The 26,239-nt window shown below is 41.1% G+C and carries 24 protein-coding genes; all 24 read left to right on the forward strand.

The features are described 5' to 3' along the window. Positions 1 to 406 precede the first annotated feature (406 nt). The 24 genes from wecA to R9X49_RS02950 all read left to right on the forward strand — a co-directional run bounded on the left by wecA (position 407) and on the right by R9X49_RS02950 (position 26,210). Positions 407 to 1,486 carry a UDP-N-acetylglucosamine--undecaprenyl-phosphate N-acetylglucosaminephosphotransferase gene (wecA, locus tag R9X49_RS02835; protein WP_319847121.1) on the forward strand — a complete coding sequence of 360 codons (1,080 nt, stop codon included), beginning with the start codon at positions 407 to 409 and terminating at the stop codon, positions 1,484 to 1,486. Between the two features lie 125 nt (positions 1,487 to 1,611). Then, positions 1,612 to 2,748, forward strand: coding sequence for a polysaccharide export protein (locus R9X49_RS02840; protein WP_319847122.1), 1,137 nt, complete (start codon positions 1,612 to 1,614; stop codon positions 2,746 to 2,748). Between the two features lie 8 nt (positions 2,749 to 2,756). Then, positions 2,757 to 3,191 (forward strand): protein tyrosine phosphatase, encoded by a 435-nt coding sequence (locus tag R9X49_RS02845; RefSeq protein ID WP_319847123.1) that lies wholly within the window; start codon positions 2,757 to 2,759, stop codon positions 3,189 to 3,191. A 16-nt stretch (positions 3,192 to 3,207) separates the two neighbouring features. Next, positions 3,208 to 5,376, forward strand: a complete 2,169-nt coding sequence (wzc, locus tag R9X49_RS02850) for a tyrosine-protein kinase Wzc (RefSeq protein ID WP_319847124.1) — start codon at positions 3,208 to 3,210, stop codon at positions 5,374 to 5,376. 146 nt (positions 5,377 to 5,522) lie between these two features. After that, on the forward strand, positions 5,523 to 6,398 hold the full coding sequence (rfbA, locus tag R9X49_RS02855; protein WP_319847125.1) for a glucose-1-phosphate thymidylyltransferase RfbA: 876 nt from the start codon (positions 5,523 to 5,525) through the stop codon (positions 6,396 to 6,398). Positions 6,399 to 6,402: 4 nt separating this feature from the next. After that, the gene (locus R9X49_RS02860; RefSeq protein ID WP_319847126.1) at positions 6,403 to 6,795 is read left to right on the forward strand and encodes an FdtA/QdtA family cupin domain-containing protein; all 393 of its coding nucleotides are present in this window, start codon (positions 6,403 to 6,405) and stop codon (positions 6,793 to 6,795) included. Positions 6,796 to 6,797: 2 nt separating this feature from the next. After that, entirely contained in the window at positions 6,798 to 7,991 is a 1,194-nt protein-coding gene (locus R9X49_RS02865) for a formyltransferase family protein (protein WP_319847127.1), read from the forward strand. Next, positions 7,988 to 9,100: a DegT/DnrJ/EryC1/StrS family aminotransferase gene (locus R9X49_RS02870; RefSeq protein ID WP_319847128.1), complete on the forward strand. Its 1,113-nt coding sequence runs from the start codon at positions 7,988 to 7,990 to the stop codon at positions 9,098 to 9,100. Before R9X49_RS02865 ends, R9X49_RS02870 begins: the two co-directional genes overlap by 4 nt. Next, positions 9,097 to 10,362: an O-antigen translocase gene (locus R9X49_RS02875; protein ID WP_319847129.1), complete on the forward strand. Its 1,266-nt coding sequence runs from the start codon at positions 9,097 to 9,099 to the stop codon at positions 10,360 to 10,362. Before R9X49_RS02870 ends, R9X49_RS02875 begins: the two co-directional genes overlap by 4 nt. 48 nt (positions 10,363 to 10,410) lie before the next feature. After that, the gene (locus R9X49_RS02880; protein WP_319847130.1) at positions 10,411 to 11,271 is read left to right on the forward strand and encodes a glycosyltransferase family 2 protein; all 861 of its coding nucleotides are present in this window, start codon (positions 10,411 to 10,413) and stop codon (positions 11,269 to 11,271) included. A gap of 1 nt (position 11,272) precedes the next feature. Further along, on the forward strand, positions 11,273 to 12,478 hold the full coding sequence (locus R9X49_RS02885; RefSeq protein ID WP_319847131.1) for an O-antigen polymerase: 1,206 nt from the start codon (positions 11,273 to 11,275) through the stop codon (positions 12,476 to 12,478). Between the two features lie 88 nt (positions 12,479 to 12,566). After that, a complete protein-coding gene (locus R9X49_RS02890) occupies positions 12,567 to 13,037 on the forward strand; it encodes a DapH/DapD/GlmU-related protein (RefSeq protein WP_319847132.1) in 471 nt (156 codons plus the stop codon). Continuing rightward, positions 13,034 to 14,221, forward strand: a complete 1,188-nt coding sequence (locus R9X49_RS02895) for a glycosyltransferase (protein WP_319847133.1) — start codon at positions 13,034 to 13,036, stop codon at positions 14,219 to 14,221. Before R9X49_RS02890 ends, R9X49_RS02895 begins: the two co-directional genes overlap by 4 nt. Positions 14,222 to 14,243: 22 nt before the next feature. Then, positions 14,244 to 15,272: a glycosyltransferase gene (locus R9X49_RS02900; protein WP_319847134.1), complete on the forward strand. Its 1,029-nt coding sequence runs from the start codon at positions 14,244 to 14,246 to the stop codon at positions 15,270 to 15,272. After that, the gene (locus tag R9X49_RS02905; RefSeq protein WP_319847135.1) at positions 15,272 to 16,552 is read left to right on the forward strand and encodes a glycosyltransferase; all 1,281 of its coding nucleotides are present in this window, start codon (positions 15,272 to 15,274) and stop codon (positions 16,550 to 16,552) included. Before R9X49_RS02900 ends, R9X49_RS02905 begins: the two co-directional genes overlap by 1 nt. 19 nt (positions 16,553 to 16,571) lie before the next feature. After that, positions 16,572 to 17,681 carry a GDP-mannose 4,6-dehydratase gene (gene gmd / locus R9X49_RS02910; RefSeq protein WP_319847136.1) on the forward strand — a complete coding sequence of 370 codons (1,110 nt, stop codon included), beginning with the start codon at positions 16,572 to 16,574 and terminating at the stop codon, positions 17,679 to 17,681. A 2-nt stretch (positions 17,682 to 17,683) separates the two neighbouring features. Then, entirely contained in the window at positions 17,684 to 18,646 is a 963-nt protein-coding gene (gene fcl, locus R9X49_RS02915; protein WP_319847137.1) for a GDP-L-fucose synthase, read from the forward strand. A gap of 1 nt (position 18,647) precedes the next feature. After that, a complete protein-coding gene (locus R9X49_RS02920) occupies positions 18,648 to 19,106 on the forward strand; it encodes a GDP-mannose mannosyl hydrolase (RefSeq protein WP_319847138.1) in 459 nt (152 codons plus the stop codon). A 9-nt stretch (positions 19,107 to 19,115) separates the two neighbouring features. Then, positions 19,116 to 20,519, forward strand: a complete 1,404-nt coding sequence (locus tag R9X49_RS02925) for a mannose-1-phosphate guanylyltransferase/mannose-6-phosphate isomerase (protein WP_319847139.1) — start codon at positions 19,116 to 19,118, stop codon at positions 20,517 to 20,519. A gap of 1 nt (position 20,520) precedes the next feature. Then, the gene (locus R9X49_RS02930; RefSeq protein ID WP_319847140.1) at positions 20,521 to 21,267 is read left to right on the forward strand and encodes a glycosyltransferase family 2 protein; all 747 of its coding nucleotides are present in this window, start codon (positions 20,521 to 20,523) and stop codon (positions 21,265 to 21,267) included. 6 nt (positions 21,268 to 21,273) lie between these two features. Further along, positions 21,274 to 22,647, forward strand: coding sequence for a phosphomannomutase CpsG (gene cpsG, locus R9X49_RS02935; protein ID WP_319847141.1), 1,374 nt, complete (start codon positions 21,274 to 21,276; stop codon positions 22,645 to 22,647). A 283-nt stretch (positions 22,648 to 22,930) separates the two neighbouring features. Beyond that, positions 22,931 to 23,827 (forward strand): sugar phosphate nucleotidyltransferase, encoded by an 897-nt coding sequence (locus R9X49_RS02940; RefSeq protein WP_319847142.1) that lies wholly within the window; start codon positions 22,931 to 22,933, stop codon positions 23,825 to 23,827. A 230-nt stretch (positions 23,828 to 24,057) separates the two neighbouring features. Then, positions 24,058 to 25,464 carry an NADP-dependent phosphogluconate dehydrogenase gene (gene gndA, locus R9X49_RS02945; protein ID WP_319847143.1) on the forward strand — a complete coding sequence of 469 codons (1,407 nt, stop codon included), beginning with the start codon at positions 24,058 to 24,060 and terminating at the stop codon, positions 25,462 to 25,464. 449 nt (positions 25,465 to 25,913) lie between these two features. After that, positions 25,914 to 26,210: a hypothetical protein gene (locus tag R9X49_RS02950; protein WP_319847144.1), complete on the forward strand. Its 297-nt coding sequence runs from the start codon at positions 25,914 to 25,916 to the stop codon at positions 26,208 to 26,210. Positions 26,211 to 26,239 lie beyond the last annotated feature (29 nt).

Consider the following 26,239-nt stretch of genomic DNA (forward strand, 5'->3'; position numbering starts at 1 on the left):
GATTTTTATCCGCAGCTTACCGCCTCCTGCCAAAAAGGTTTCTTTAGGCGGCGAGGTATCGGGGAAAGCGAAGTGCGTAGTCTTATTCTGAAAAGCTCGTCCTGGAACATCTTACCCTTGTACTCTTCGCTTCGTCGTCAATACTATTGGGGTGAAAAATTGGCTTTGTCGACTTGGCTATATTTTTATAAATAAACATATTGATGAGTAATATTTTGTTAGCAATGTCAGTTGGCTAGCAAATTTATGAAGTATTTACATAAAAGCAGAGGGCTTACGGAGCCGGATATGTAGCCACAGGATGGTGTTCCGTACGTTGTTTGACAGCGCATTGGTTGCTATAAGCCAAGGGCGGTAGCGTGTCTGATGCAAAACATTCACATAACGGGTTGATGATGGTGCAAAAATGCAAGAATTCATGGCGGTTTTCCTGTGTGCGTTTATTGCGTTGTTTCTGGCTAGAAAAGTAGCAATAAAAGTCGGGCTGGTGGATAAACCTAATGAGCGCAAGAGACACCGTGGTCATATTCCACTTGTTGGCGGTGTTTCTATCTATATGGCCCTGTGGGTTATGTATATTTTTGATCCCGCATGGCTCCCCGATTTCTCTCTTTACATGGTTTGTGCAACGGCATTATTAGTGGTTGGTGTTTTGGACGATCGTTTTGATCTTCCCGTTCTTCCTCGCGTTGGCTTACAGGCACTTGTCGCAGGTTTGATGATGTACTCTGGTCTATACCTTATCAGCCTTGGCAATGTGTTGTTTGGCTATGAGCTATTTTTGGGGATCTTTGGTTACACGGTTACTCTATTTGCGGTATGGGGTGCGATTAATGCTTTCAATATGGTTGATGGCATTGATGGCTTACTCGGTGCGCTTTCTTGCGTTACGTTTGGTGCGCTAGCGGTTGTTTTCTACCTCGGCGGGCGTCACGAATTAGCTCAGTGGAGCCTGTGCCTGCTAGCCGCGACACTGCCTTACATCCTATTGAATCTTGGTGTTCCATGGGGGGTAAAGTTTAAAGTGTTTATGGGGGATGCCGGAAGTACGCTCATCGGCTTCACCGTTATCTGGCTGCTCGTTTTGGCAACGCAAGGCAAAGAGGCCATCATCCACCCAGTGACGGCACTGTGGCTAATTGCGGTTCCTCTAATGGATATGGTGACGATCATGGTGCGCCGTATTCGCAGAGGTGATAGCCCCTTTAAGCCGGATCGTGAACATTTGCATCACATTTTGATGCGTGCAGGGCTGAGTTCTCGGCAGTCTTTGCTGGCAATTGTTTTGGCTGCTTTGTTTCTTGCCGCCGTGGGCATTGTTGGCGAGCTTGGCGGTGTGACGGAATCCATCATGCTGAGCGCGTTTCTGGTGATTTTTGTTGGCTATTTTTGGTCAATTACCCGAATATGGCGTCTACTGACGTGGTTCCGGCGTAGTAGTCATGGACACGTTGCTGTTGCAGAGAAAATGGAGCAACGGCGCTGATGCAATGAATTGGCTGTTTTTTACGTCCCACTCTGCGGGTTTATTCGAATAAAAGTCCTCTATAATAACGAGTTATTTTGTAGGGATTTGCGCGACATTTAATCATAAGCGATGGCATAAACAGGATGATAAAGCACAAGTTAAAATTGATACCCGTAGTGGTGTCCATAGCCCTGCTTAGTGGCTGCACTCTAATTCCCGGTAGCCATTTATCCACTGGTGGTAAAGAGGTTATCGAGCAGCAAGACGCTGATTTTAATATTAATAAGTTAGTCAATGTTTACCCGATGACGCCTTATTTAATTGAAAAGATGCGGCCTAAGCCATTGATTGCGCAAAATAACCCTGCGTTGGAGCGTGAATTAGAAGGTTACGAATATCGCATTGGTATTGGCGATGTCATCATGGTGACTGTGTGGGATCACCCTGAATTAACCACGCCAGCAGGGACATATCGTACGGCAGCGGATACCGGTAACTGGGTGCATTCTGATGGTACGATCTTCTATCCTTATATCGGAAAGGTAAAGGTAGCGGGTAAAACGGTTAGCGAAGTGCGTGATGAAGTTATGGGGCGTTTAGCCACTTATATTGAGTCCCCTCAGGTTGATGTCAGTATTGCTGCTTTCCGTTCGCAGAAGGCGTATGTCTCTGGCGAGGTCAGCAAATCAGGTCAGCAGCCGATTACCAATGTGCCGCTTACTGTCCTTGATGCGATAAATAACGCCGGTGGGCTAACCGAAAATGCGGACTGGCGAAATATTGTTCTTACCCATGATGGTAAAGAACAGCGAATTTCTCTTCAGGCACTGATGCAAAATGGTGACCTTTCACAAAACCACCTCCTCTATCCTGGTGATATCCTCTACATTCCTCGCAATGATGACCTGAAAGTGTTCGTCATGGGTGAAGTTAACAAGCAAAGCACTCTCAAAATGGATCGCAGCGGTATGACGCTGACCGAAGCATTGGGCAATGCAGAAGGCATGGATCAAACTCTGTCTGATGCAACAGGTGTATTTGTTATTCGTCCATTAAGAGGGACTCAAGGGCCAAAAATGGCGAATATCTACCAGCTTAATGCAGCAGATGCTACAGCCATGGTGATGGGAACGGAGTTCCAGCTTCAGCCCTACGATATTGTATATGTGACGAGCGCGCCGATAGTTCGTTGGAATCGCCTGATATCTCAATTAGTTCCAACTATTTCCGCATTCAATCAGTTGACGGAAGGTGGTTTACGTGTTCGTACCTGGCCATAGAGATAATTATGTTTGATTCAATATTGGTTGTCTGTGTAGGCAATATCTGCCGTTCCCCGACAGGGGAGCGGTTATTAAAGCAGGCTCTGCCTGAGAAAAAAATCGTTTCTGCCGGATTAGGGGCATTAGTTGGGAAGCCTGCTGACGCTATGGCAACTGAAGTTGCAAACCGACATAACCTTTCTCTTGAAGGGCATCAGGCGCAGCAATTAACGTCGGCTTTATGTCGTCAGTTTGATCTTATTCTCGTGATGGAAAAAGAGCATATTGATGGCGTATGCCGTATCGCTCCTGAAGTGCGTGGTAAGACAATGTTATTTGGCCGCTGGTCGGAACAGCAGGAAATTGCTGATCCTTATCGTAAAAGTCGCGAGGCCTTTGAGTTTGTCTATTTGCAACTTGAGCAATCTGCCCAAAAATGGGCACAAGCATTAAGCCGTTAACAAGTCAGGGAAACCCATGGCAGAGAAAATTTCAGTAAAAACAGCCGAAACGAATTCGGATGAGATTGATTTAGGTCGTTTGTTGGGAACACTGCTGGATAATCGTTGGTTAATTATTGGTGTAACGGCGGTTTTCACTATTATAGGTATTCTTTATGCCACGTTTGCGACGCCGATTTATAAAGCAGATGCACTTGTTCAGGTAGAACAAAGTTCAGGTAATGCGCTGCTGAAAGATATTTCTAGCACCTTGCCTGATTCAAAACCGGAATCAGCTGCCGAAATCGAAATTATAAAATCACGAATGGTCGTCGGTAAAACCGTAGATGACTTGTCGCTGGATATTGTTGTACAACAGAAATATTTTCCTGTTTTTGGCAAAGGTTTTGCCCGCTTGATGGACGAGAAACCTGGAAGAATAGCGGTTTCTAAGCTGGAAGTGCCTAAGTCATGGCGAGATGAGGCCATTACGTTACGTATTATTGATGCACAAACGTATGAGATTGAAGCCGGCGATGCAGTAAAATTCGAAGGTAAAGTTGGACAAATAGCGAAGCACGATAATATTTCTTTATTGGTCAGTGATATTCAAGCAGAGGCTGGTACGGTTTTTCGCCTGCAAAAATTAAATTCACTTACTGCAATCAATAATGTATTAAGTACCTTTGTCGTTGCTGATAAAGGCAAGGATACAGGGGTATTAGCTCTCAGTTTTGAAGGCGAGAATCCCGAATTAACTAATAAAATATTAAATAGCATTAGTAATAATTATTTACAGCAAAACGTTGAGAGAAAATCAGAAGAGGCAGGGAAGAGCCTTGAGTTTCTTAAACAGCAGCTCCCGAATGTACGTTTAAATCTCGATGATGCTGACAATAAATTAAATGCCTATCGTCAGGAAAATGAATCCGTTGATTTGTCGCTAGAGGCGAAAGCGGTTCTGGATACGATGGTTGCTGTTGAATCACAGTTGAACGAGTTAACGTTTAAAGAAGCTGAAATATCAAAACTCTATACTAAAGAGCACCCGGCTTATCGTTCATTGATGGAAAAACGAAAAACGCTGGAAGATGAGCGTGAAAAGATTAATAAACGTGTTGCTGCTATGCCAAAAACACAGCAGGAAATATTACGTTTAATGCGTGATGTTAATGTAGGGCAAGAAGTATACATGCAACTGCTGAATAAACAGCAGGAACTGAGTATCAATAAAGCCAGTACTGTGGGTAATGTCCGTATCATTGATCCATCTGCTATTCAGTTAAGCCCGGTCAAACCTAAGAAAGCTCTGGTTGTATTACTGGCAATGTTGTTGGGTGGGATGATATCAACAGCGTTTGTTGTGCTCAGAGCGGTATTGCACAAAGGTATTGAAAGCCCAGAACAGCTTGAAGAAATGGGCATAAATGTGTATGCCAGCGTGCCGTTATCTGAATGGCAACAGAAAAAGGACAGAGTGTTATTAGCAAGGTCTAATAAAAGTAATACACGGTCTACTGAATTGCTGGCGATTGGCAACCCGACTGACCTTGCTATTGAAGCGATTAGAAGCCTCCGTACCAGCCTGCATTTTGCTATGATGGAAGCTAAAAACAACGTACTGATGATTTCTGGTGCTAGCCCTGCAATTGGTAAAACATTTATCAGTGCAAACCTTGGTGCTGTTATTTCTCAATCTGGCCAACGCGTTCTTATTGTTGACTGTGACATGCGTAAAGGCTACGCCCATGAGCTGATGGGAACGCAGAGCGTTGATGGCTTGTCGGATATTTTATCTGGGCAGATAGAAGTAGAGAAAAGTATTCGGAAAACGGCAGTAGAGAATATGGATTTTATTCCTCGTGGCCAAATTCCACCTAATCCGTCTGAGCTTTTAATGCATAGCCGGTTCCCGCAATTTATTAAGTGGGCTGCGGAGCATTACGATATTGTATTGTTAGATACACCGCCGATACTCGCTGTAACGGATGCTGCGATTATTAGCCGTCACGCAGGAACTTCTCTCTTAGTTGCACGCTTTGAAGTGAATACACTCAAAGAAATTGAAGTCAGTATTCGTCGTTTTGAACAGAATGGTGCAGAAATAAAAGGCGTTATTCTGAATGCTATTGTAAAACGTGCGGCAAGTTACTACGGGTATGGAAATTATAATTACTATACCTATGACTATAAGTCAGAAAAATAATTAACTTTTTTAAAAGTTAAGATTTGTCCTTGTGATAGCCGGATGTTCGCATCCGGTTTTCCTTATCCCTCGCTTATAAATCATCTGTAATAATTTTTTTCTATCAAATTTTATACTAAAAAATTGATTTTCTATTGGAGTTAACCGTGAAAGGTATAATCCTTGCTGGTGGTTCAGGAACACGCCTTTATCCTATTACATTAGGTGTTTCCAAACAGCTGTTGCCTATTTATGATAAGCCGATGATCTATTATCCGCTATCTGTTCTCATGCTTGCTGGAATCCGGGATATTTTAATTATTACCACACCGGAAGATCTGAATGCGTTCCAACGATTACTGGGTACAGGCGAGGCTTTTGGCATTCGACTCTCTTATGCAGTCCAACCTAAACCAGAGGGATTGGCACAGGCATTTATTATTGGTGAAGAATTCCTGGATGGCGACAGCTGTAGCTTGGTATTAGGCGATAATATATTTTTCGGACAAGGATTTAGCCCAGTCTTGAAACGTGTTGCAGCCAAGAATACGGGGGCGACAGTATTTGGTTATCAAGTTATGGACCCAGAGCGATTTGGTGTTGTTGAATTTGATGAGAATAAAAATGTTCTTTCCATTGAGGAAAAACCTAAAAAAGCCAAATCAAATTGGGCAGTAACTGGCTTATATTTCTATGATAGCCAAGTTGTCGAATTAGCCAAACAGGTAAAACCCTCAGAAAGAGGGGAGCTGGAAATTACGACGCTGAATGAGATGTACCTGGAGCGTGGGCAACTGGAAGTAGAGTTTTTAGGGCGTGGGTTTGCCTGGTTAGATACGGGTACGCATGATAGCTTGATCGAAGCTTCTACCTTTGTTGAAACGGTAGAGAAAAGGCAGGGAATGAAGATCGCGTGTTTGGAGGAAATTGCCTGGCGTAATGGATGGCTAACTAATTCGCAGTTACTGGATTCAGCAAATAGGCTGATTAAAAACCAGTATGGCCAATATCTAGAGAGACTCGTCAAGGATTTTCGGGATTAATGCAATGCAGATAAGACTAATACAATTACAAACGCATGGCGACGATCGCGGTGCATTAGTTGCCCTTGAGCAAGATAAAAATATCCCGTTTGAAATAAAACGCGTTTATTACTTATTTAAAACGAAAGAAGGGGTTCGTAGAGGATTCCATGCTCATAAAGCGCTGAAGCAAGTAGCGATAGCGGTACGTGGATCTTGTCGTTTCTTATTAGATGATGGTACAGAGAAAGTAGACATACTGCTAGATAACCCTGCCCAGGGGCTTCTCATTGATTCGTGCATTTGGCGAGAAATGTATGACTTTTCTGATGATTGCGTATTAATGGTGTTGGCAGATCAACCTTATGATGAATCTGATTATATCAGAAATTATGATGAATTTTTATCAGGGATCTGAAAATGAATGTCATTGTTGCGGGTAAAAACAATATCGCAGTTGATGTTGTTGAATGGCTAATAGAAAAATACCCTGAAATAAAAATATTTGGTGTAACTAACAGCACTGATAATGGATGCGATACATTCCAACGGTCATACAAAAAATTTTGTAGTGCTAATGATATTCCAATTTTATCGTTAGAAGATGCATATCTGGTCGAAGGGATATTTATATCTTTAGAATTTGACAAGATTATTGATACGAATAAATTTAAGAAAAGTAACTGTTTTAATATTCACTTCTCTAATCTGCCTAAATACAAGGGGATGTATACATCAGCGTGGCCTATTATTAATGCGGAAGAAAAGGCTGGTGTTACGCTTCATGAGATCGATAACGGGATCGATACCGGTGACATTATTTCTCAGAAAGAGTTTTTGCTTGATGAGAATGAAACCGCAGGTTCTTTATATTTAAAGTATATCCGATATGGAACTCAATTAGTAAAGGACGTCTTTCCTGATTTGATAGAAGGGAAGTACGAAAGGAAAAAACAAAACCATATCAATTCAAGCTATTATTCGAAAAAAAGCATTGATTATAAAAATGTAAAAATAGAACTAAACAGAACCGCATTTCAAATAAAACAGCAAATTAACGCTTTCACTTTTCGCTATTATCAACTCCCTAAAGTTTTAGGGTATGATATTTTTGGTTCAAAAGTGTTGGAAGATAAATCAATATTGAAAGCTGGTTCTGTAGTCGAGGATAATTATAATTATGTTATTCTCTCTTCGATTGATTACAATATAATGTTGTTCAAAGATAATTTTTCTAAAATATTAGAGTTGAGCAAGAGTGCTACTTTTGAAGAACTTGTTTTAGAAGCACCTTTCCATAATATTTTGTTAGAAAAAAATGAAAAAGGATGGAGTCCTATAATTGTTGCGGCCTATCATGGCAACATCGAGCTTATAAAAAAATTGGTGGAGATTGGAGCTGATGTCAATGACACTAATTATAATGGCACGACCGTAGCAATGTACTTAAAGAATTATGTTGTAAAAAGTAAGGATTATCATCTGATGGAAGAACTAGTGGCATTAGGTGCTGATTTGAATATCAGAGATTATAATGGATTAAATATTTTTGATTATCTTGAGTTATCTAAAATAGATGAAGCTGAACAAAAATTTTTTAAGGAACTAAAATGATAAATTTTTTAGATTTAAAGAAAATCAATAATGAGTATAAAAAAGATTTATTGGCAGCTTTTGAAAGGGTTGTTGATTCAGGATGGTATATTCAAGGTTCCGAACTTGCTTCATTTGAAAAAGAATTCTCAAATTATTGTGGCGTAAAGCACGCCATCGGTGTAGCAAATGGGTTGGATGCACTTATTTTAACTTTTCGGGCATGGATAGAACTTGGGAAGTTAAAGGAAGGGGATGAGGTTATTGTCCAGGCTAATACCTATATCGCTTCAGTTTTAGCGATTACTGAGAATAATCTGGTTCCAGTACTAGTAGAACCTGATCCAGATACTTATAACTTATCTTCTGAAAAGATAAGAGCAGCGATCACCGATAAAACAAAAGCAATTTTACCTGTTCATCTTTATGGAAAAATAAGTCCAATGGATGACATCCTACAAATTGCTAAAGAATATGAGCTTTTGGTATTGGAAGATTGTGCTCAGGCTCACGGTGCTGCTTTTAATGGTAAAAAAGTAGGTGGGTGGGGAGATGCAGCCGGTTTTAGTTTTTACCCCGGTAAGAATCTTGGAGCACTTGGTGATGCTGGCGCGATAACAACAAACAGCGATGAATTGGCTGCAACACTAATGGCTTTGCGCAACTATGGGTCACATAAAAAATACGAAAACCTCTATCAAGGTGTTAATAGCCGACTGGATGAGCTTCAGGCCGCTTTTCTTTCTGTGAAGTTAAAATCACTAGATGAGAGTAATAGCAGAAGACAGGAAATTGCCAATCTTTATTGTTCTGGAATAAAGAACGATCTCATTAAATTACCTGTATTTCCTGAAAAATATGAAGAGCATGTTTGGCATCTGTTTGTTGTTGAATGCGATCGTCGGAGCGAATTGCAGGCTTATCTTACGGCCAACGGCGTGCAAACTTTAATTCATTACCCTACGCCGCCACATCTTCAAGAGGCTTACCGCAATTTAGGTCTTTCTGAAGGTGATTTCCCAACCACAGAGCGTATACACAAACAGATACTAAGCCTGCCAATGGGACCAACTCTGACGAACTCAGATGTGCAGAAAGTTATTGCTGTGATTAATGAGTTCCGAGGATGAAAAAACTACTTTCGGTGACTTTTTTCAGTGGGTTACTAACACTGGCAAGAATGGGAAGTGGTTTTATTATTGCTAAAGTCGTCGCCATTTATACTGGCCCAGCAGGAATGGCTATGCTGGGCCAGATCCAAAGTATGATTGTGAGCTTAAATGGGATTGTGAACGCTCCTGTCGGTAGTGGGTTAGTACGTTACACTGCTGAATATGAAAAACAGGGAATAGGCGCTTGTTCACCTTGGTGGAAGGCTAGTGCCTGGTGGTTGGCGGTTATTTTGTGCATTGTCGTGCCGACTGGGTTCCTGTTTGCAAGACCGCTTGCACAGTGGCTATTTCGCAATCCTGATTATGCATGGATAATCTGGGCTGCGTCAGCAATGTTACCATTGGCAGCTGTAGGGACATTAGTCAACTCTGTGGTTAATGGTTATCAGCAATATCGCCTTTACATCATTCTTGGTGCGATCTCTACTGCAGTATCATGCATATTAATGATCACTCTGGTTATTACATTTGGAATAACCGGAGCATTATTAGCTGCATCCATACAAACGGGATTAATTGGGATTGTGCTTTTATGCGGAGTCTTGCGCCAACCATGGGTTGCCTTACGCTTTTGGTGGGGAAATCAGGGGGTTGATAAGGAGCATAAAAAGAGAATAGGCGGCTATATTTTAATGGCCATTACTTCTTCTCTAACAGTTCCTATCGCGTTGATTGCAGTACGTAATATTTTGATATCTAATGTCGGTTGGGAAAGTGCGGGGCAGTGGCAAGCTGTATGGAAGATTTCAGAAGTTTATCTCGGTGTAATAACGATAGCACTGAGTACGTATTTCCTGCCTAAGTTGTCGACATTGAAGGATGTAAAGGATATAAAAAAAGAAATTAACCAAACGTTGCTCATCATTATTCCTATTGTGTCTTTGATGGCTGTTTGTGTTTATTTCTTAAGAGATGTCGCTATATCTTTGCTATTTACCGAACAATTTAGAGATGCTAGGGATCTGTTTGCTATCCAACTGGTTGGTGATGTGATAAAAATTGTCAGTTGGCTTTATGCCTATCCCATGATTTCTAAAGGTGCGACAAAATGGTTTGTTTTTACAGAAATATTTTTTAGTGGGTTATTTGTCGTTCTGGCATATTTCTTGATTGAAGCTTATGGCACGCAAGGAGCGAATTTGGCTTACTTGATTAACTACTTGTTATACATGATGTTTGTTAGTCTTAATCTAAATAGAGTTTGTCGCCATCGCCTTTAAATATAGTATCTTGGCAATTATTGGTGTGTGAAGTTAAATAAGGTTATTATGTCAAAAAATAATTTAGTCAGTGTTATTATTCCTGTATATAACCATGAAAGATATGTGGTGGACTCTATAACTAGCGTTTTAAATCAAACCTACTCGCCTGTTGAGATAATTGTTTTAAACGATGGCTCTACCGATAACTCTCATGAGAAAATTTCTGAATTAAAAAAACATCATGATTTTATTTATATAAATAAAGCCAACGAAGGACTATCTAAAACGCTAAAAAGAGGCCTTGAGTTATGTAATGGCGACTATTTTGCTATTCTAGCCTCAGATGATATGTGGTTGGAGAAGAAGCTTGAAGAACAAATCAAGTATATGACCGCTCATGATTCATGTGTCGCATGTTGTGCTCAGGTGAATGTGATTGATGAGTGTAATAATGTTACGCTAGGAGATGTTAGAGAAAAAGTTGAAGTGTTTGATTTTGAAAGGATTATGATTGAAGGGTATAAAATACCTCCTGCGACAATATTAATCCGTCGAGATAAATTGACCGAGAACAATTTCAGGGAGGACCTGAAAGTTGAGGATTTATTTTTATGGCTTAGTTTGACAGTAAATGGTGGTACATTGGATGTTTTACCTCAAAATTTAGCTAATTATCGTATCCATAGCCACAACACGACGGGCAACCTTGCCCTTATAGCTGAATATCATCATAAGACCATAGATCTTTTTAAGAATGAAAAAGTATACAAGCGCTCAAAAGTAGAGTGGAGTAAGTTTTCCTTTAGGCAATTAACTAGAAAATACAAAGCATACTCATTGAAATTTATTTTCCCGGATGCCCGGTTTTTTTTAAGCAGTAGCTTTTTGATCGGTTTTATTAAACTGGTTTTTATCTGGAAAAAATAAAATGATTGACTTGCGTTCAGTAAATAACAAACTGACAGGGCCCTTTGGAAAAGGATTCTATAAATTTATTTTTTTGTTTTTTTATGTGTATTTTATAATTATTCCGTTTGTATTGTCAGAGTTTGATATATATTCTATTTTTTCTTTTATAATATCCCTTACTGGCGCACTATCTTTCTTTTTAGCTTACTCTCATCATAGAAAATTTCTTTGGTTTGAGAGAGATCTTCTTTCCCGTAAAGAATTTATATTAAATGTATTTATAACTATTGCGTTTTTGTTTATTTTTTCTAGTTTGTTAGGGAGTTTTGTTCTTAAGGATAATTTGGTTGGGGATGACATTGATTACACCAGTTCATTCGCGGACAATAATCCCTACTTGACTATACTGTATATATTAAAAACTACTTTTATTACTCTTTTCCTATTTTTCTATATAAAAGGAAGTAGGGCAAGGTATTGGTTGTGCTTTTCATTGTCTTTACTGAGTGTGCTTGATTCCCCTACTCGAATGTTAATTATACAACAAATAATAATATGGGGTTTTTATGGTCACTACTTTAAAATGTTTACTGTGAGATTTTATCATTATTTGTTAATTGCGCTTTGTGCACCTTTCGTAATGCTTATTTTGCTTTTAAAACGCGGAAGGGGCGAGAATAATGATGTGATGTTTATCATTGATCGATTATTAGAATCTGATTTTTATGATATAAAAAATTTAATCGTAACTGCATTAGAGTCTTTTAATTCATTTGAGATGTATATCAATATTATAAAAGACTCATTTATAAGAATTGAAAACGGCGTTCTACGCACACCTTTCATGTTCGTGCCACGTAGTATATGGCCAGATAAACCCGAAAGTATATCCAGGGTGATTTCATTTAGTTATAACCCATCTCAGTATAATACAGGCGGCGGTACAGTCGCTACGTTATTTGGTGATATGTATATTAATGGTGGGTTTATCGCTGTCATTCTTCTTTGTGGGTTTTTAGGGTTCTTTTCAAGACTAATATATAATACGACGTGTTATACGAAAGAGTCTTATTATTCAGAGTGTTTTAAAGTGGCTCTTTATTCATTTTTTACATATTACACATTACACTTTTATCGTGGGTTCTTTAGCGAAATGCTATGGCAGTTATTGCTAGTGATAATTTTTCTTTTTTTTCTGCGAGTATTGTTTTTCAAACGAAGTTAGTAAAAACACCTTTTATTAATCATTCTGTTTTGATGTGAATTCTTGAATTAACATAAAAAGAGGCTGTATGTTTAGGTTCTTTGTTAGGATGCTACATAGCATCCTCCCGACATCTCGCTTTTTCTCTTTAAGACGGTTACTTCTCAAGCTTGTTAAAGTCCATGTCGGTGATAACGTCTGTTATTGCGGTGGCGGTGGTGTTTACGGTAATGGCGAAGTTTTGTTAGGGAATAATGTTTGGTTGAGCCCTAATGTCAGCATATATTCTAATGTTATGGCTATTGTGACAATAAAAGACAATTGCGATATTGGCCATGAAGTGAGTTTCATTACTGGTTCTCATGAAATCGGTGGTAGTGAAAGAAGAGCCGGCAAAGGAACCGCAGCCTCAATTACTGTAGAAGAGGGATGTTGGATTGGGGCTCGGGCAGTTATATTGGGTGGTGTTACGATAGGTCAAGGCGCTATTGTTGCTGCAGGCTCTGTCGTCACTGATGATGTGCCTCCAAATTCTCTGGTTGCTGGTGTGCCCGCTAAGGTTAAGCGTATTTTGCCATGAAGAAAATTATTATCGTTTGTAATGCTATTGATGATGTGGTTAGAAGTGAAAGAAGTATAACGACAGACAGCCCAGCAGCATCCAGAAAGGTATTTATGCTTGCTGATGCATTAGCTGATACTCACGTACATGTTGATATTATTAGCATGGGGCGAGGAAAAGCAAATGGCGGTTTTAAACTTTATAATCTCAAAAAAATAAAAAAAGGTAATGTAAATATTACCTATCTACCTTTTACACATATTCGTTTATTTTCTGAGTTACTGACCTTTTTTTATTTAGCCATTATTACTGCTTGTTCTATAGCTAAAGGTGGTTACACAGATAAAGCTGTGATCTTCTATAATCGCTTGCCTGCTTATATTTTAAGCCTATTTGTTTCAGTGATTTTTAGAACAAAAAGAATCATAGATATTGAAGATGGAGAGATTGTCTCTAATGAAGGCAAATCATTCAAAAAGAAAGTTAAGTCAATAGTTCCTTGGCTCTATGATACTTTTTGCAAAGATGGCGCAATGCTAGCGTGCTCTGCACTGTCTTCGATGACCAAAATAGAGCATACGACCTGTTATTACGGCACGGTGAGTCCTGTGTTAAGAGAGAATGCCGTATTTGGTAGAGACAACGTATCTATTTTATTATCCGGATCTTTATCTGAGGACACCGGAGCTGAGCGGCTATCTAGTGCGATTCGTTTGATGCGTTCAGATAGTCAACGTTGGCGTAATGTTCAGTTTGAGATTTCCGGGCAAGGTCCGTCTTTAGATAGCTTTAAAAATCTAATGAACGAGGAGGGATTCCCTGCTGTCCGTGTCCATGGAAGATTGAGCAACTCTGATTATCATGAGCTGTTGGTCAATTGTGATGTTGGACTTGCGTTGAAACCGATCAGCGGCGCTCTTGCTAACACAACGTTTCCATCTAAAGTTGTAGAATATGCGAATTCTGGTTTGTTGGTGATATCAACGGATATCAGTGATGTTCGCTATGTGTTGGGTAATAATGGTGCGATTTTTCTAAGTACTGATTCAGAAGACGAGATTATAAACGCTTTTGATAAGGTCATACATGACATAGCTTGGTCTAGAAAAACTGCTGAGGAAGGAAAAAGTAATGTCCTTAACTTACTGGCACCTGAGTGTGCAAGTAATAAATTGATGGATTTTATTTTTCGTAATTCTTGACTATCCAACGCCAGGTATTTTTATGTATGACATTATATTTGTTACTCACCTCCCTGCTTTTTACAAAATAAATCTTTATAACGAGATTGCAAAAAACAAAAAAATTCTTGTTGTTTTTATTTCCAGTGGTTCTGAAATAAGAAATGAAGATTTTATTAAAGGTACAATGAATTTCGAATATAAATTCATCAATCAAGGCGGTTTTGAGTTAAGACAGAAGTACGCTTCCTTGTTTCATTTGTTGAAATTATTAAGAGCCGTTGAGTATAAAAAAATTGTCATAGGTGGATGGGATCTTATTGAGTTTTGGGGGGTAGCCTTCGCTAGCCCGCGCGCGAAAAACTCCGTTGTGATCGAGTCTACTTGCTATGAGAGTGTGGTTTCTGGACTAAAAGGAAAAATCAAAAGGTTGTTTCTGAGTAGAATTTCAACAGCCTTTTGTAGCGGTGCACCTCATCGAGAACTCATTGAGTCACTGTATTTTCCAGGCGAGATTATCACTACCTACGGAGTGGGTTTGAATAATCACGCTATGGATAATCATGTTAAACATGATAAACACCGCTATCGTGGCCGATTTTTGTATGTTGGCCGATTAGCTGAAGAAAAAGGTTTGGATTTTCTTTTGAGTTTTTTCCGCGAACATTCGGAGTTGTCACTGACTATTGTTGGCGATGGGCCACAGAGAGAGTACTTGGAACGTAGGGCCGGTGAAAATGTTCAGTTCAAAGGATATGTTAATAATTCTGAACTAAACTCTATTTTTGTGGAGCATGATGTTTTTATTTTCCCCTCAACTTCTGAGCCGTGGGGATTAGTTGTTGAAGAAGCGCTTGCATATGGTTTACCTGTTATTTGTTCAGATAAAGTTGGATGTGGACAAGATCTGGTCGAAGCATACAAAGCAGGAATAATTTTCCCTGTTAATGATATGCTCTCGTTAAGTCATGCCATATCAGAAATGAGTGAGCGGTATGATGAGTTTTGTTCAAATATATCATTGATAAATTTTGATGAAATTAATAAAAAACAAATAGAGTCATATTACTAATGATTAAAGTGAAACTGATCTCCTTTTCCTTGTCTAAGGGAGGCGCTGCAATTGCGGCGAAAAAATTTGGATGTTTACTTTTAGACAATGGGTATAGAGTCGATTTTATTAATCAGGATAACTCTGGAAGGTGGTCTTTTTTTAAAAGAGTAATTTCTTTTATCTTAGTGAAGATGCAGGTTGATAATAATCCAATAAAACATTCTTTAAATCTTTTCTCTTATAAACCAGTTATTGACTCTTTCAATTGCATCAATGATGTTCATCATTTTCACTGGATAAATAATGATACGTTGAGCATTTTTGATCTTGATAAGACTCCGCAAGGCTCGATATTTACATTACATGATGAATGGCTGTACTGCGGTGTTGAGCATTATGCACAAGTTGATCTTGAGTGTAAAAATGACAATCCAGAGTTGGATCTTGATTTTATAAATGGGTATAAATTTTTCAAGAAAGGGATTAAAGGAATAAATTGGTCTTTTTATACCTGGAAAGTTAAAAAGAGAATATTGAGTAAAAGAAAAGATATCGTTTATACCGTTCCTTCTTTGTGGATGCTTGATCGAGCTAAAAAAAGCCAGATTTTAAAGGGTGCAGATATTAGATTATTACCTAATCCAATAGACGTTGATGTTTTTAAGCCATTGAGCGCTCAGGAACGCAACGAGTTTCGACATAAAATGGGTTTTTCCGAAGATGACTTTCTGATTATTTTTGGCGCGATTGGTGGTAATAAAAATCCGATAAAAGGCGGAAGACAGCTTGAGGAATCTTTGAACCATTTAAAGTCTTTGATATCAGAAAGCGATCTTCGCCGGATTCGCCTAATAATTTTTGGCAGTGCAGAAAAGTCATCGGAAGCGTTTTCAGGTTTTTCTTGTTCACGGGTTGGGCATATTACAGAGCCTGCGGAGCTATCAGCGCTTTATTCATGTGCAGACTGCGCTGTGATTCCTTCTCTTGTTGAATCTTTTGGACAAGTCGCTGCTGAGGCTTTGGCGAGTGAAACGCCGGTGATTTGTTTTGAAACTTCTGGTCTGAAAGATATTGTTATAAATGAGCGCACAGGATTTACTGTTGAGCAGTTTGATACTTGCGCTTTTGCTTACGCAATAAAGAATATGTTCCTCCTTTCGTCAGAAAAAAGGAAGAGTATGGGGCGCTTAGGAAGGGATTTTGTTGTGGAAAATTTCTCTTACCGCGTTGTCAGTGAAAATTATTTTTCATTAATTAATGAAGTCAATAGCAAGAAACTAAATAACCTTGTGAAATAGTTTTTTATTAGGAATATACATGAAAAAGGCAATTATTAGTGGTATTACTGGTCAAGATGGTTCTTATTTGGCAGAGTTTCTTCTAGAAAAAGGTTATGAAGTTCACGGTATTGTAAGAAGAGCATCTTCTTATAATACGACACGTATTGATCATATTAGTGAGGAATATGGTCAAAATCTTCATTTACATTATGGGGATTTGACGGATACCTCGAACCTGGTTCGTCTCGTTAAAGAAATTGAGCCCGATGAATTCTATAATCTCGGTGCCCAGTCGCATGTTGCTGTGTCTTTTGAGTCACCTGAATATACCGCTGATGTTGATGCTATTGGCACACTGCGTATTCTTGAGGCGATTCGTATTAATGGATTAGAGAAAAAGACGCGTTTTTACCAGGCATCAACGTCTGAACTTTACGGTTTAGTGCAAGAGATTCCTCAACGAGAAACTACACCATTTTACCCTCGTTCGCCTTATGCTGTAGCGAAGCTATATGCATATTGGATCACGGTAAACTACCGTGAATCATATGGAATGTACGCCTGTAACGGTATTCTCTTTAACCATGAATCTCCTCGTCGTGGTGAAACATTTGTTACTCGTAAAATTACTCGAGCTATTGCCAATATCTCTCAGGGACTAGAGTCTTGTCTGCATTTGGGAAATATGGACTCTCTGCGTGACTGGGGACATGCTAAAGATTACGTCCGTATGCAGTGGCTAATGTTGCAGCAAAATAATCCAGAAGATTTTGTCATTGCAACTGGCTACCAAATTACAGTACGTGAATTTGTTCGTATGTCAGCATTGGAAGCAGGGATTGAGCTCGAGTTTAGCGGTAGCGGTGTTGATGAAATCGCGACAGTAAAATCAATCACGGGAGATAATGCGCCTGCGGTTAAAGTGGGTGATGTTATCGTCAAAGTAGATCCACGTTACTTTAGACCTGCGGAAGTTGAGACCCTCTTGGGCGATCCGGCAAAAGCAAAAGAGAAATTGGGCTGGGTTCCGGAAATCACAGTAAACGAAATGTGTGCCGAAATGGTTGCTTCAGATCTGGATAACGCGAAACAACATGTCTTACTTAAGCAACACGGATTTGACGTATCTATTTCTGTGGAGAGATAAGAATGAAAAAACGCGTTTATGTTGCTGGCCATCGAGGTATGGTCGGCTCTGCAATTGTACGGCAGCTCCAGGCAAGAAATGATGTCGAGATAGTTGTTCGTACACGTGATGAGTTGGATCTCACATCACAGAACGCAGTAAGAGATTTCTTCGCCAAAGAAAATATTGATGAAGTTTATCTCGCTGCGGCCAAAGTAGGTGGTATTCATGCGAATAATACTTATCCGGCAGAATTTATTTATGAGAACTTAATGATTGAAAGCAATATCATAAATTATGCGCACCAATCTGGTGTGCATAAATTGCTTTTTTTAGGTTCGTCATGTATTTACCCTAAACTTGTTGAACAGCCGATGAAAGAGTCGGCTTTATTAACAGATATTTTGGAGTCGACAAATGAGCCTTATGCCATTGCCAAAATAGCAGGGATAAAATTATGTGAGTCATATAATCGACAGTATGGTAGAGATTATCGTAGCGTAATGCCGACTAATCTTTATGGGGAGAATGATAACTTCCACCCCGAAAATTCTCATGTTATTCCAGCTTTAATGCGTCGTTTTCATGAAGCTAAAGTTTCAAATGCTCCTGAGGTTGTAGTCTGGGGGAGTGGCAAGCCGATGCGAGAGTTCTTGTTTGTGGATGATATGGCGTCAGCCTCTATTCACGTGATGGAACTGGATAAGGCTGTCTATGATGCTCATACCGATCCTATGCTGTCACATATCAATGTCGGGACTGGCGTTGATTGCACCATCAGTGAAATGGCTAACACAATGGCAAGAGTGGTTGGATACCAGGGCAATGTGGTATTTGACGCCAGCAAGCCTGATGGTACACCAAGAAAATTAATGGATGTCTCCAGATTAAAACAACTAGGATGGCAATATAAAATAGAATTAGAAGAAGGGTTGTTAAAAACATACAACTGGTTCTTGGCTAATCAAAGTTCTTTTAGGAAATAATATGTCAGCGTTCCTGGAAAGAGATCTGTTTAAGACCATTGTTGAAAAGACGCCTCTGGTATCTATCGATTTTGTCATTGAGAATAAATCTGGTCATATATTGTTAGGAAAACGGCTAAACCTTCCTGCTAAAGATTACTGGTTTGTTCCCGGTGGCAGAATACGAAAAGATGAGACTATCTCTAGTGCTTTCACTCGGTTAGCGTTAGATGAGCTAAATGTTCATGTAGCATTTAGCTCAGCAGATTTCATTGGGCCATACGAACATTTTTATACGGATAATTTTTCTGGAGATGATTTTTCCACCCATTATGTTGTTTTGGCCTACAAGTTAAACCTTGATATTGATTTATCTCAGCTTCCGAATAAGCAACATGATAATTATAACTGGTTCGAAATTGACCAATTGTTGTCAAGTCCAGATGTTCATGAAAATACTAAGAATTATTTCTTGAAATAAGGGTTGTTTATGATTTTACCAGTTATTATGGCCGGAGGCTCTGGTTCTCGCTTATGGCCTTTATCGCGAACTTTATATCCAAAGCAATTTCTATCGTTAATCAGCAACTTAACAATGTTGCAAGATACTGTAATGAGATTGCATGATATAGAACACCAATCTCCTCTCTTTATTTGTAACGAGGCACATCGGTTTATTGTTGCGGAGCAATTGCGACAAAAAAATATAAAACATAGTGGGATTATTTTAGAGCCCGTAGGACGTAATACGGCTCCGGCTATTGCCCTGGCTGCGCTGCAGGCTATTCAAAATGGTGACGATCCTATCCTGCTGGTTCTGGCCGCCGATCATGCTATACAGAATGAAGATGCGTTTACCGCAGCAGTTTCGTCGGCGATTGCGCATGCATCAAAAGGTAAATTGGTGACTTTCGGTATTGTGCCTGATCGGCCTGAGACTGGTTATGGATATATTCGCAGGGGTTCATCGGTTGAGAGCGCTTTTACCGTATCTTCCTTTGTAGAAAAACCAGATGCAGCTAGTGCCCAAAACTACCTGGATACTGGTGAGTATTATTGGAATAGCGGTATGTTTATGTTTAAAGCATCTCGCTATTTGAAAGAGCTACAGTGTCATAGCCCTGAAATATATCAGGCATGTAGTAAGTCGATTGAAGGGATTAATAAGGATTTAGACTTCATTCGGTTAGATAGTAAGGCTTTCCACATTTGTCCAGATGACTCCATTGATTACGCGGTGATGGAAAAAACGAGTGATGCAGTGGTCGTCCCAATGGATGCAAGCTGGAGCGATGTCGGATCATGGTCCGCGTTGTGGGATATTGCAGAAAAAGATAAGAATGGAAATGCGATTCGTGGAGATGTTTTAACTGAGAAAACCAATAGTAGTTATATCTATTCTCAGAATAAACTTGTTGCAACGGTTGGTATTGATAATCTTATTGTCGTTGAGACAAAAGATGCTGTTTTAGTAGCGAGTAAAGATAGCGTCCAAGATGTTAAGGCGATAGTTGAGAAACTGAAACGTTCCGATCGCTGTGAATACCTACAGCATCGGGAAGTGTTTCGCCCATGGGGTTCTCATGATCAAATTGCGGAAGGTGAGCGGTATCATGTAAAACGGGTTGTCGTCAAACCGGGAGAAAGAACGGCGACACAACTTCATTATCACCGGGCAGAGCACTGGGTTGTCGTTTCAGGGACAGCTAAAGTTCATAAGGGAGATGAAGTGCATTTAGTATCAGAAAACGAGTCAATTTATATCCCAATTGGTACATCACATGCGATTGAAAATCCCGGAAAAGTGATGTTGGAAATTATAGAAGTTCGCAGCGGTGCTTATTTGGGTGAGGATGATGTATTGCGCGTCGGCACTATTAGCGTAGGGTATTAAAATGAAAGTAAGTATTATCACTGCGACATACAATAGTGCTAAGACAATATCTGATACATTAAATTCATTAAATGCGCAGACCTACCCTGATATAGAATATATTATCATCGACGGTGGTTCTAAAGATAATACGTTATCTTTAATTCAAAGCAGCTGTAGTAGAGTGTCGGTTATTGTGAGCGAGCCAGACAAGGGAATATATGATGCTCTCAATAAAGGAATATCGTCTGCGACTGGCGATATTATCGGCTTCCTGCATTCAGATGATTTTTTTGCTTACCCAGACGCCGTGATGGACATCGTCGAGGCCATGCGCGTATCAAATGCTGATGCCGTATATGGTGATTTAAACTATATATCCACGACAGACAGTAATGTTATTGTTCGTAAATGGGTAAGCGGTGGGTTTGATATAAAGAAAATGAAACTCGGGTGGATGCCACCGCACCCCACTTTTTATATGAAGCGTTCTTGCTATCAGCGTTTTGGCTCTTTTGACTTGTCATATAAAATATCGGCCGATTATGATTCTTTACTTCGCTATCTCTGGATTCATAAAATAACAGTAGCGTATATACCTAAAGTTATTATAAATATGAGGGTCGGTGGTGTAAGTAATCGCTCTTTATCCAATATGATTATGAAAACAAAAGAAGATGTTAAGGCGATGAAGAGTAATAAATTACCTTGGCTAAGTGCTGTTGCAGGAAAAAATTTATCTAAAATACCCCAGTTTTTTAAGAAGTGATAAATCATGGAAAAGTTAACTTGTTTTAAGGCCTATGATATTCGTGGTCGTTTGGGAAGCGAATTAAATGATGACATTGCTTACCGCATTGGTCGTGCCTATGGCGAATTGCTCAAGCCTACGCGTGTCGTTGTTGGTGGCGATGTTCGTTTGACAAGTGAGAGCCTGAAGTTGTCTCTGGCCAATGGACTGATGGACGCAGGTGTTGATGTGCTGGATATCGGATTATCCGGTACTGAAGAGGTCTATTTCGCGACTTTCCATCTTGAAGTTGATGGTGGTATTGAAGTAACAGCAAGCCATAATCCAATTGATTATAATGGTATGAAACTGGTTCGCAGTGGTGCGAAACCCATCAGTGGTGATACGGGGTTACGAGATATCCAGTTATTGGCTGAAAAAAATAACTTCTCCCCCGTCCAGCAGGACGCCCGTGGAAGCTACACCAAGATCTCGATACTTGAAAGTTACATTGAACATTTAATGGGTTACATTAAGCCTGAAAATTTCAAACCGTTGAAACTGGTTATTAATAGTGGCAACGGTGCTGCAGGTCATATTATTGATGCCCTAGAGGAACAGTTCAATAAATTAAATATCCCTGTAACCTTTATCAAGGTACACCACGAACCCGATGGTTCATTTCCGAATGGTATTCCCAACCCGCTGTTACCTGAATGTAGAAAAGATACTTCTGATGCGGTAATCGCACATTCAGCAGATATGGGGATTGCGTTTGATGGTGATTTTGATCGCTGTTTTCTGTTTAACCATCTTGGTGAATTTATCGAGGGATACTATATCGTCGGTTTATTAGCCGAAGCTTTCCTTCAAAAGGAGCCGGGTGCAAAAATCATCCATGATCCTCGGTTAAGCTGGAACACTATTGATATCGTCAACTCCCAGCAGGGTAAGCCGGTTATGTCAAAGACGGGTCATGCCTTTATTAAAGAACGCATGCGGCAAGAAGACGCTGTCTATGGTGGAGAAATGAGTGCCCACCATTATTTCCGTTCCTTTGCGTATTGTGACTCTGGAATGATTCCGTGGTTGTTGGTTGCGGAATTGCTCTGTGTAAAAGAGAAAAGCTTGCGAGATCTCGTAAGTGAAAGAATGCAGGCCTACCCGGCATCTGGCGAGATCAACTCTACGCTGAATGAACCCGCTAAAGCGATCGATCGTGTTAAAGCTGCATACTTACCGGAAGCGTTGTCTGTCGATGAAACCGATGGCATCAGTCTGGAATTTGAATGCTGGCGCTTTAATCTTCGCTCTTCTAACACTGAGCCTGTTGTTCGCTTAAACGTTGAGTCTAAAGCCGACCATGCTCTGATGATTGAGAAAACTGAGGATATTCTTCGGTTACTACGGCAGAACTGATTTTATAAGGTCGCTGACTCCTCATCTTAAAATAAGCCCCAGCTTACTCAATCGGCGCTTCGGTTCAGCATCGCCTGGTACCTTCTCTATTCCGATATTGCAGGTTGAATCTGCTATCAATGTGAGGGGGAGTAGAAAAAGTCGATTCCTGAGATCGCTTTGTGGCTGATTGGGTGTAATCTTAGTGTCATGCGTGGCGTTGGGCATTACCCTCGCAGGGTGAAAATGATCGGCCAGATCAAAACAGTTAGATAAAAACCATCAGATTGAAGAGAGTCAATCCATGACATCATTGAAAGCTATTATCCCTGTTGCAGGTTTAGGGATGAATTTGTTACCGGTGACCAAGGCAATTCCTAAGGAAATGTTGCCGCTGGTTGACCGTCCGGTGATAGAGAAGATCGTTAACGAATGCGTTAACGCGGGGATTAAAGAAATTGTTCTGGTGACGCATGCGTCGAAAAACGCGATTGAAAACCACTTCGATACCTCGTTTGAACTTGAATCTCTGCTGGAAGAACGTGCCAAGCGCCAACTGCTGGCCGAAGTACAGTCTATCTGTCCGAAAGGCGTGACGATCATGAACGTTCGCCAGGGAGAAACGCTGGGGTTAGGCCATGCGGTCTCTTGTGCCCGACCAATCGTTGGAAACAACCCGTTTGTGGTGGTGTTGCCTGATGTGGTGCTGGATGAAAGCACGGCCGATCAGACGAAGGAAAATCTGGCGTTGTTGATCTCCCGTTTTGAAGAAACAGGACGTAGTCAGGTGTTGGTGAAGCATCGTCCTTATGAAGTGCTGCCAGAGTACTCTGTCGTTGATTGTGAGCAACCGCTGGTAAATCCAGGCGATGCCGCAGCGATTACGTCGATGATCGAAAAACCCGAAGCGCCGTCTGAAACCGGGTCTGACCTTTCCGCGGTTGGGCGTTATGTCTTAACCGCCGATGCCTGGTCATTGCTGGAAAAAGCGGTGCCTGGCGCATGGGGACGTATTCAGTTAACGGATGTCATTGCCGATATGATTGCGACTCAGCAGGTTGATGCTGTGCAGATGTCGGGCAAAAACTTTAACTGCGGCCGTAAACTGGGTTACGCACAGGCGTTTGTGTCCTATGGATTACGTAATCCTGAGTTTGGCGCTGAATTTAAAGAAAGTATTAAGGCGCTGCTGAAAAAGTAATATTGAGTGATAACACGCTGTAAAACCGCAGATTGCTGAATGGTTCTGCGGTTTTTTCTTTTCCGCGCCCTATGCTCCTGCTGGGCAAGCTTTCGCTATCAAACCAATCACTATCCACTCACGCAAAGCTGAGTTACCATGTTGGCCTGTTTTTAAATTGCCTGCGGGGTCGCAACGCGAATCGTTGTCGTCGTTGCAGGCAGGTTATCCTTCAGACAGGAGTTGCTTTAATGTCCAAACAGCAAATTGGCGTTGTCGGTATGGCGGTGATGGGGCGCAATCTGGCGCTGAACATTGAGAGCCGTGGCTATAGCGTTTCCATCTTTAACCGTTCTTCCGATAAAACCGATGAAGTTATCGCGGAAAATCCGGGTAAAAAACTGGTGCCTTCTTACACCGTTGAAGAGTTTGTCGAATCCCTGGAAAAACCCCGCCGTATTCTGCTGATGGTGAAGGCCGGTGAAGCAACCGATAAAACGATTGAATCGCTGAAGCCTTACCTGGAAAAAGGCGATATTCTGATCGATGGCGGTAACACCTTCTATAAGGATACGATTCGCCGTAACCGCGAGCTGTCCGCTGAAGGGTTTAACTTCATCGGTACAGGTGTATCCGGTGGAGAAGAGGGCGCGCTGAAAGGGCCTTCCATCATGCCGGGCGGCCAGAAGGAAGCTTATGAGCTGGTTGCCCCGATTCTGGAGCAGATTGCCGCGCGTGCTGACGGCGAAGCCTGTGTGACCTACATTGGCGCTGATGGCGCAGGCCACTACGTCAAGATGGTGCATAACGGCATTGAATACGGCGACATGCAGCTGATTGCGGAAGCCTATGCGTTGCTCAAGCAGGCATTGAATCTGGGTAATGAGGAGCTTGCCACGACGTTCTCCGAGTGGAACAAAGGTGAGCTAAGCAGCTATTTGATTGAAATCACTGCCGATGTCTTCACAAAGAAAGATGAAGACGGTAAATATCTGGTTGACGTGATTCTGGATGAAGCGGCGAATAAAGGCACCGGTAAATGGACCAGCCAAAGCTCTCTGGATCTGGGTGAACCACTGTCTCTGATCACGGAATCCGTTTTTGCCCGCTACCTTTCTTCATTGAAAGATCAGCGTGTTGCGGCGTCTAAAGTGTTGACTGGCCCGACAGCTCAGCCATTCGGTGGTGATAAAGCCGAGTTTGTTGAGAAAGTTCGCCGTGCGTTGTATCTGGGTAAAATCGTTTCTTATGCACAGGGCTTCTCACAGCTGAAAGCGGCATCTGACGAGAATAACTGGGATCTGAATTACGGCGAAATCGCCAAGATTTTCCGCGCTGGCTGCATCATTCGCGCCCAGTTCCTGCAGAAAATCACCGATGCGTATGAGCAGAAAGCGGACATCGCTAACCTGCTGCTGGCGCCTTACTTCAAGAAAGTGGCAGACGAATACCAGCAAGCGCTGCGTGACGTGGTATCTTACGCCGTTCAGCAAGGTATCCCGACGCCAACGTTCTCTGCGGCGATCGCCTATTACGACAGCTACCGCTCCGCCGTGCTGCCTGCTAACCTGATTCAGGCTCAGCGCGACTATTTCGGTGCGCATACCTACAAGCGTACGGATAAAGAAGGCGTATTCCATACCGAATGGTTGGAATAATCGTTTCTTATGCTTAGATAGTGCTGTTTGTTAATAAAACGCCAGATTAGGAAATATCTGGCGTTTTTTTATATTGCTCAATGAACACATAGATATCGTTAAGATATCTATGACTTTTTTTCTGGAATACTGTAAATTTCATTAAAGAAATCTGCTTTTTTACCGAGATCATTGCTGTTTATTACATCGGGATCTTGCTATTTTTAACAGTGTTGCAAAAATTGAGTTGTAGTTTTACTTTCTGGTGTTGCTTGTCAGAGTGGGTTTTATCCCACAGATAGTTTTATCGCCATTGAACTGTAACTCATTACTGGGAGGATCCCGGTAACGGTCGGTGAACGAGGCAAAATAAGATATTTTGCCCTTGTACTGGCTGGAATGAAGGACGGGGTATGGTCTTTTCGACGGTACCCCACCCTGAAGTACTTCATGTTAAAAAGGAAATCGTAATGAAGAAAACGTTAATCACGCTGGCTGCGGTACTGGCCATGTCGTCAAACGCGTTTGCTGTTGATGGCGTCTCTAGCAGCACTGCTGCTGGTACCTCTACCACCACCACGACCGCTGGCGCTACCGCTGCTGGTGCCGCGGGTGCTGGTGGTGCTGGCTTTGCCGCTGGTACTACTGCTCTGATTGCTGTCGGTACTGCTGCGGCGATCGGTGTTGCTGTTGCAGTTGCTGTTTCCAGCAACGATAACAGCTCTCCTGCGGGAACAACGACGGCAACTACGGGTACTCGTAGTTAATTTCGTTTCAACTCCAAGGCCACTTCGGT

It is taken from the genome of Pectobacterium carotovorum, from assembly GCF_033898505.1.
Taxonomy (GTDB): Bacteria; Pseudomonadota; Gammaproteobacteria; order Enterobacterales; family Enterobacteriaceae; genus Pectobacterium; species Pectobacterium carotovorum_J.

What these genes read in the sequence shown, in the direction of transcription:
- R9X49_RS02885 (WP_319847131.1), top strand. Translation starts at nt 11,273, where the DNA reads ATGATTGACTTGCGTTCAGTAAATAACAAACTGACAGGGCCCTTTGGA.
- cpsG (WP_319847141.1), top strand. Translation starts at nt 21,274, where the DNA reads ATGGAAAAGTTAACTTGTTTTAAGGCCTATGATATTCGTGGTCGTTTG.
- R9X49_RS02840 (WP_319847122.1), top strand. Translation starts at nt 1,612, where the DNA reads ATGATAAAGCACAAGTTAAAATTGATACCCGTAGTGGTGTCCATAGCC.
- wecA (WP_319847121.1), top strand. Translation starts at nt 407, where the DNA reads ATGCAAGAATTCATGGCGGTTTTCCTGTGTGCGTTTATTGCGTTGTTT.
- wzc (WP_319847124.1), top strand. Translation starts at nt 3,208, where the DNA reads ATGGCAGAGAAAATTTCAGTAAAAACAGCCGAAACGAATTCGGATGAG.
- fcl (WP_319847137.1), top strand. Translation starts at nt 17,684, where the DNA reads ATGAAAAAACGCGTTTATGTTGCTGGCCATCGAGGTATGGTCGGCTCT.
- R9X49_RS02870 (WP_319847128.1), top strand. Translation starts at nt 7,988, where the DNA reads ATGATAAATTTTTTAGATTTAAAGAAAATCAATAATGAGTATAAAAAA.
- R9X49_RS02865 (WP_319847127.1), top strand. Translation starts at nt 6,798, where the DNA reads ATGAATGTCATTGTTGCGGGTAAAAACAATATCGCAGTTGATGTTGTT.
- R9X49_RS02920 (WP_319847138.1), top strand. Translation starts at nt 18,648, where the DNA reads ATGTCAGCGTTCCTGGAAAGAGATCTGTTTAAGACCATTGTTGAAAAG.
- gndA (WP_319847143.1), top strand. Translation starts at nt 24,058, where the DNA reads ATGTCCAAACAGCAAATTGGCGTTGTCGGTATGGCGGTGATGGGGCGC.
- R9X49_RS02950 (WP_319847144.1), top strand. Translation starts at nt 25,914, where the DNA reads ATGAAGAAAACGTTAATCACGCTGGCTGCGGTACTGGCCATGTCGTCA.
- R9X49_RS02845 (WP_319847123.1), top strand. Translation starts at nt 2,757, where the DNA reads ATGTTTGATTCAATATTGGTTGTCTGTGTAGGCAATATCTGCCGTTCC.
- R9X49_RS02925 (WP_319847139.1), top strand. Translation starts at nt 19,116, where the DNA reads ATGATTTTACCAGTTATTATGGCCGGAGGCTCTGGTTCTCGCTTATGG.
- R9X49_RS02890 (WP_319847132.1), top strand. Translation starts at nt 12,567, where the DNA reads ATGCTACATAGCATCCTCCCGACATCTCGCTTTTTCTCTTTAAGACGG.
- R9X49_RS02880 (WP_319847130.1), top strand. Translation starts at nt 10,411, where the DNA reads ATGTCAAAAAATAATTTAGTCAGTGTTATTATTCCTGTATATAACCAT.
- R9X49_RS02895 (WP_319847133.1), top strand. Translation starts at nt 13,034, where the DNA reads ATGAAGAAAATTATTATCGTTTGTAATGCTATTGATGATGTGGTTAGA.
- R9X49_RS02930 (WP_319847140.1), top strand. Translation starts at nt 20,521, where the DNA reads ATGAAAGTAAGTATTATCACTGCGACATACAATAGTGCTAAGACAATA.
- R9X49_RS02905 (WP_319847135.1), top strand. Translation starts at nt 15,272, where the DNA reads ATGATTAAAGTGAAACTGATCTCCTTTTCCTTGTCTAAGGGAGGCGCT.
- R9X49_RS02900 (WP_319847134.1), top strand. Translation starts at nt 14,244, where the DNA reads ATGTATGACATTATATTTGTTACTCACCTCCCTGCTTTTTACAAAATA.
- R9X49_RS02940 (WP_319847142.1), top strand. Translation starts at nt 22,931, where the DNA reads ATGACATCATTGAAAGCTATTATCCCTGTTGCAGGTTTAGGGATGAAT.
- R9X49_RS02860 (WP_319847126.1), top strand. Translation starts at nt 6,403, where the DNA reads ATGCAGATAAGACTAATACAATTACAAACGCATGGCGACGATCGCGGT.
- gmd (WP_319847136.1), top strand. Translation starts at nt 16,572, where the DNA reads ATGAAAAAGGCAATTATTAGTGGTATTACTGGTCAAGATGGTTCTTAT.
- R9X49_RS02875 (WP_319847129.1), top strand. Translation starts at nt 9,097, where the DNA reads ATGAAAAAACTACTTTCGGTGACTTTTTTCAGTGGGTTACTAACACTG.